The sequence below is a fragment of the Planctomycetota bacterium genome (assembly GCA_026387035.1).
In the GTDB taxonomy this organism is placed as follows: Bacteria; Planctomycetota; Phycisphaerae; order FEN-1346; family FEN-1346; genus JAPLMM01.
Map to the genome: position 1 here is coordinate 1 of JAPLMM010000202.1, position 3,773 is coordinate 3,773.

Here is a 3,773-nt window from a genome sequence, read left to right on the forward strand (position 1 = left end):
TTCCTTCGGTTCGGGCGTCGTTGCGGCAAGCGCGGCGCCCGGCTTGTTCCAGGCGCTCTGGTCCCACGCCGCCTGGGCGAGGGCCGAGACGTTCGGGCCCAGCACGCGCGTCCGCCAGTGGATGCCCAGGAGGCCCGTGCAGCCGTACTTCAGGGCGTCGGCGGCGTCTCTTCTCATGCGGCCGGCCCAGAGTTGGACGGAGCAGAGGTTCGGGTCGTCCTCCATCCACGGGATGGCCCACTTGGGGCGGCCTTTGACCTCCGCGAAGCCCGGCTCGACGGGCGCCTTGCCGACCTGCCGGTTGATGCAACTCATAGGCATGTCTTTGGGAAGCGTCCGGTCGAACAGGGCCCGGTCGTTCTGCGGGCCGAGGACCCAGCCGCACGTGGCCAGCGTGAAGGGCGCCTTGACCTTCTTTGCCGCGGCGATCGCGGCCGCGAGGTCCGCCTGCGTTGCCTGCACCTGCTCCTCCTTGACGCTGCCCCAGGTCCATCCCTCGGGCGTCCAGAACCAGTAGTAGTCCGGCGGACCGGTTTGCGCGAGACGCTTGAAAATCCCCTCGTAGAGTTCCTGGACGACGGCCTTGTCCTTGGGGTCCTTGCCGAGGGCCTTGAGGCGCTCCTGCACGGCTTTCGGGATGGTGAGCGGGGTCTCGGTCCCGACGCATGTCTTGACGCCCAGGCGGCGGGCGTGTTTGAAGGCCTCGGCCAGCATCGCGCCGGAGCGGTCGAAGAGGTCGCTGGATGCCTCGGGGGTCTGTGGCTGCGGGCAGAAGCCTCGCATCACGTCGGCGCCGAAATCGTCGCGGTCGAAGAGGTCGGCCGCGCCGAACGAGAACTCGCTGGTCTTCTTCGTCCTGTAGCCCCAGTTGCCCCTCAGGGTATTCTGCCAACTCGCGGGGTACGAGAACCTGACCTTTGTCCCATCGCCGATGTCTTGCGCGAGGCCGATCCAGACCGCGGGCTCGGCGTTCGGGTGGCCCTCAGGGTAGGTGTGCAGGCCGAAGAAGTTCATCCTGAGTTTCGGGAGTTGCGAGATATAGGCCTTGTAATCGTCGAGGTTCCACCAGTCGGGCCCCTCGGGGAAATCGTGGAACGGCTGGATGCCGCGTGTGTCGAAGAGGGGCCTGCCGGTTTCGTTGAGGTCGGGCAGGGCGAAGGGAATCTTCGCGTCGGGCACAACGTCGCCTTCCAGGTAGAACCGCACGCCGAGGTGCTCGGCGAAGCGGTAGGCGGCGTAGAGGGTGCCGGTCTCGTCCTCGCCGACGAGCGAGAGGATGCGGCGCGGGCCGTCGCGCAGGACCGTGAGCCGGTAACGGCCCGGCTTGAAGGCCTTGCGCTGGGCTTCATATGTTGCCCGGACGCCGCTGGTTACGGCGATAAGGTCCCCGTCGGGGGGAAACTTGTTGTCCGCCGTAACGAGGATCGGCAGCAGCACGCCCGTGCGGAGGTACACGTAACGTCGGATCTCCTTGGCGGCCAATCCCTCGGCGAGCGTGGGGTTCGAAAGAAGGACTACCGTGCATGGGGCTGGCGCCGGCTCCGTAGTCTCGGCGGCGTAGCCCGCGGTCCCGGCCGCCATCGCGGCCGAAACAAGCACGATAAGGGTGAGGTGTTTCATGGCATCCTCCTCCGGTTCCTGGGCGGCGGGGCAGCCGCCCGCCGCTCCGCGTCCAGCGTGTCCTCGAGGAAATCGAGCAGTCGCGAAAGCCTTTCGTTCATACCGGCTCCCGGATACCCAGCAGTTCTTTCTTCTTCTCCCAGTAATACAGGAAGTTCGCGTAGGGCACGTCGTGCGGGATGGCGTGATCGACATGGGGTATGTAACCGCCCTTTTCCGCAAGCGGGACTTTTGCCTCCAGTTCGGCATCAATGGCCTCGCGGTCCCTCGCCAGGACGCGCTTGTCGATGCCGCCGGTCATGAGAAGGTCGCGCCCATACTGGGCCCGCAGTTTGACGACGTCCATGCCGGCGGCCACCTCCATGGGGTACACCCCGTTGATACCCGCTTCCAGCCACAGAGGTATCAGTTCCGAGACATCCCCATCGCTATCCACGAAAACGACGTCAATGCCAAGGGACCGCACGAGGTCGGTGATCCGCCTGTATCGCGGCAGCATAAACTGGCGGAACATGGCCGGAGAGATGAGCGGTCCGCCCCGATAGCACATGTCTTCCCAGAAATAGAGACTGGTCAATGGCGATTCTGCCACGACCTTCGGAAGCAGACTCAGGACCAAGTCGGTCTGCACGTCCATCATGTCGTGTACGAGATCCGGCTCGTCGTAGAAGGCGTACAGGGTGCGCTCGAAGCCCATAAGTTCCCGAACAAACCCGAAGAGACCGGGCGCACGGTGGGCCTGGAAGACAAGGACCGGGCCTTCCTCTCGCCAGCGGGCGCAACGCTGTGGCCAGTCGGCGGGCCAGCGTCCCCCGTCACCGGGCGCGAAACGCTTTCGGAGTTCCTCCCAATCCCGGCGGCTCTTCACCGGATACTCGATATGCTCCGGCATGGACATCTCGTCGGGGGATTTCGGCACACGTTGGAGCACGCCGAACTCCGTCAGATGCGTGACGAACTTGCCATCGTCCGAAACGACCTGGCACGCGTACCGCGGACGCATCCACAGGTCCACGCCGCACTGCACCTTGTTCTCGCATTCGGCATAGGCCGGCGGCTGGTTCTCCGCCCCCAATTCCTCGCGCTGCCAGCGGCGCAAAGCCGACCGCCACGGCGCATTCTCCCAGAGCGGCATCCGATCAACCGGCTCGAAACGCATCAGCGCCAGAAAACGTTCCTGGGGGGTCATTCGGCCACTCCCGCCAGTTTCCGCCATCGTTCACTCCTCCGGTTCCCGGGCGGCGGGGCCGTTCAGGCCATGCTGCGCTTCCTCTTGCTCAGCGTGTCGATCAGGACGGCCACGAGGAGCGTCGCGCCGATGATCAGCGTGTTCCAGTAGATGTCCACGTTGAAGAGGGTCATCGCGCTGACGATGAGCGACATGAGGATGCATCCCAGGAGGGCCCCGAGGACGGTGCCCTCGCCGCCCTGGAGGCTCGCCCCGCCGATGATGACGGCGGTGATCACCTGGAGTTCCAGGTTTTTGCCCATGGTGACCGAGACGCTGCCGAACCGCGCCGCCATGAGGACGCCGGCCACGGCCGCCAGGAGGCCCGTCAGGACGTAGTTAAAGATTTTCATGCGGTCCACGTTGATGCCCGAGAGGACCGCGGCCTTCTCGCTGCCGCCGATGTAATAGTTCTGGCGGAAGAAGCGGAACTTGCGCAGCGCCAGGTCCCCCAGCACCACCAAGGCAAGGCAGATAAGAATCGGGTGCTGGATGCCCAGCAACTTTCCCTGGCCGATCCACTTGAAGGCGTCCGGCAAGCCGTAGATGTTCTGGCCCTTCGTGATGACCTCCAGCAGCCCCCGCACGATGCCCATCATGCCCAGCGTCGTGATGAACGGGTTGATGCCGATCTTGGCGATGATGAGGCCGTTCGCCAAGCCGATGGCCGCCCCAAGCGCAAGGCCGATAAGGAGCGCCGCAGGCACGGGAACGCCGCTCACCAGGGCCAGGGCGGTGACCGCGCCGGTCAGGCCCACCGTGGACCCGACCGAGAGGTCGAACCCGCCGGACACCAGGAGGTTCGTCATGCCGATACCCACGATCGCCTGGAACGAAAGGGCCAGGAAGACGGCCGACAGGTTGTCCAGCGTCAGGACGCCGGGGTCCGCAACGGCCACGACTCCCACGATCGCCAGCAGGATAA

3 protein-coding genes are annotated in these 3,773 nt (G+C 65.3%); all 3 read right to left on the reverse strand.

Going from position 1 to position 3,773, the window contains the following annotated elements:
- On the reverse strand, positions 1-1,620 hold a 1,620-nt coding region (locus tag NTX40_07295; GenBank protein ID MCX5648883.1), incomplete at its 3' end, for a hypothetical protein.
- Between the two features lie 97 nt (positions 1,621-1,717).
- Positions 1,718-2,809, reverse strand: coding sequence for a hypothetical protein (locus NTX40_07300; GenBank protein ID MCX5648884.1), 1,092 nt, complete (start codon positions 2,807-2,809; stop codon positions 1,718-1,720).
- A gap of 62 nt (positions 2,810-2,871) precedes the next feature.
- On the reverse strand, positions 2,872-3,773 hold a 902-nt coding region (locus NTX40_07305), incomplete at its 5' end, for an ABC transporter permease (protein ID MCX5648885.1).

Excerpts from the sequence above, each read along its gene's own strand:
- NTX40_07300 (MCX5648884.1), bottom strand. The coding sequence starts at position 2,809 with ATGACCCCCCAGGAACGTTTTCTGGCGCTGATGCGTTTCGAGCCGGTT.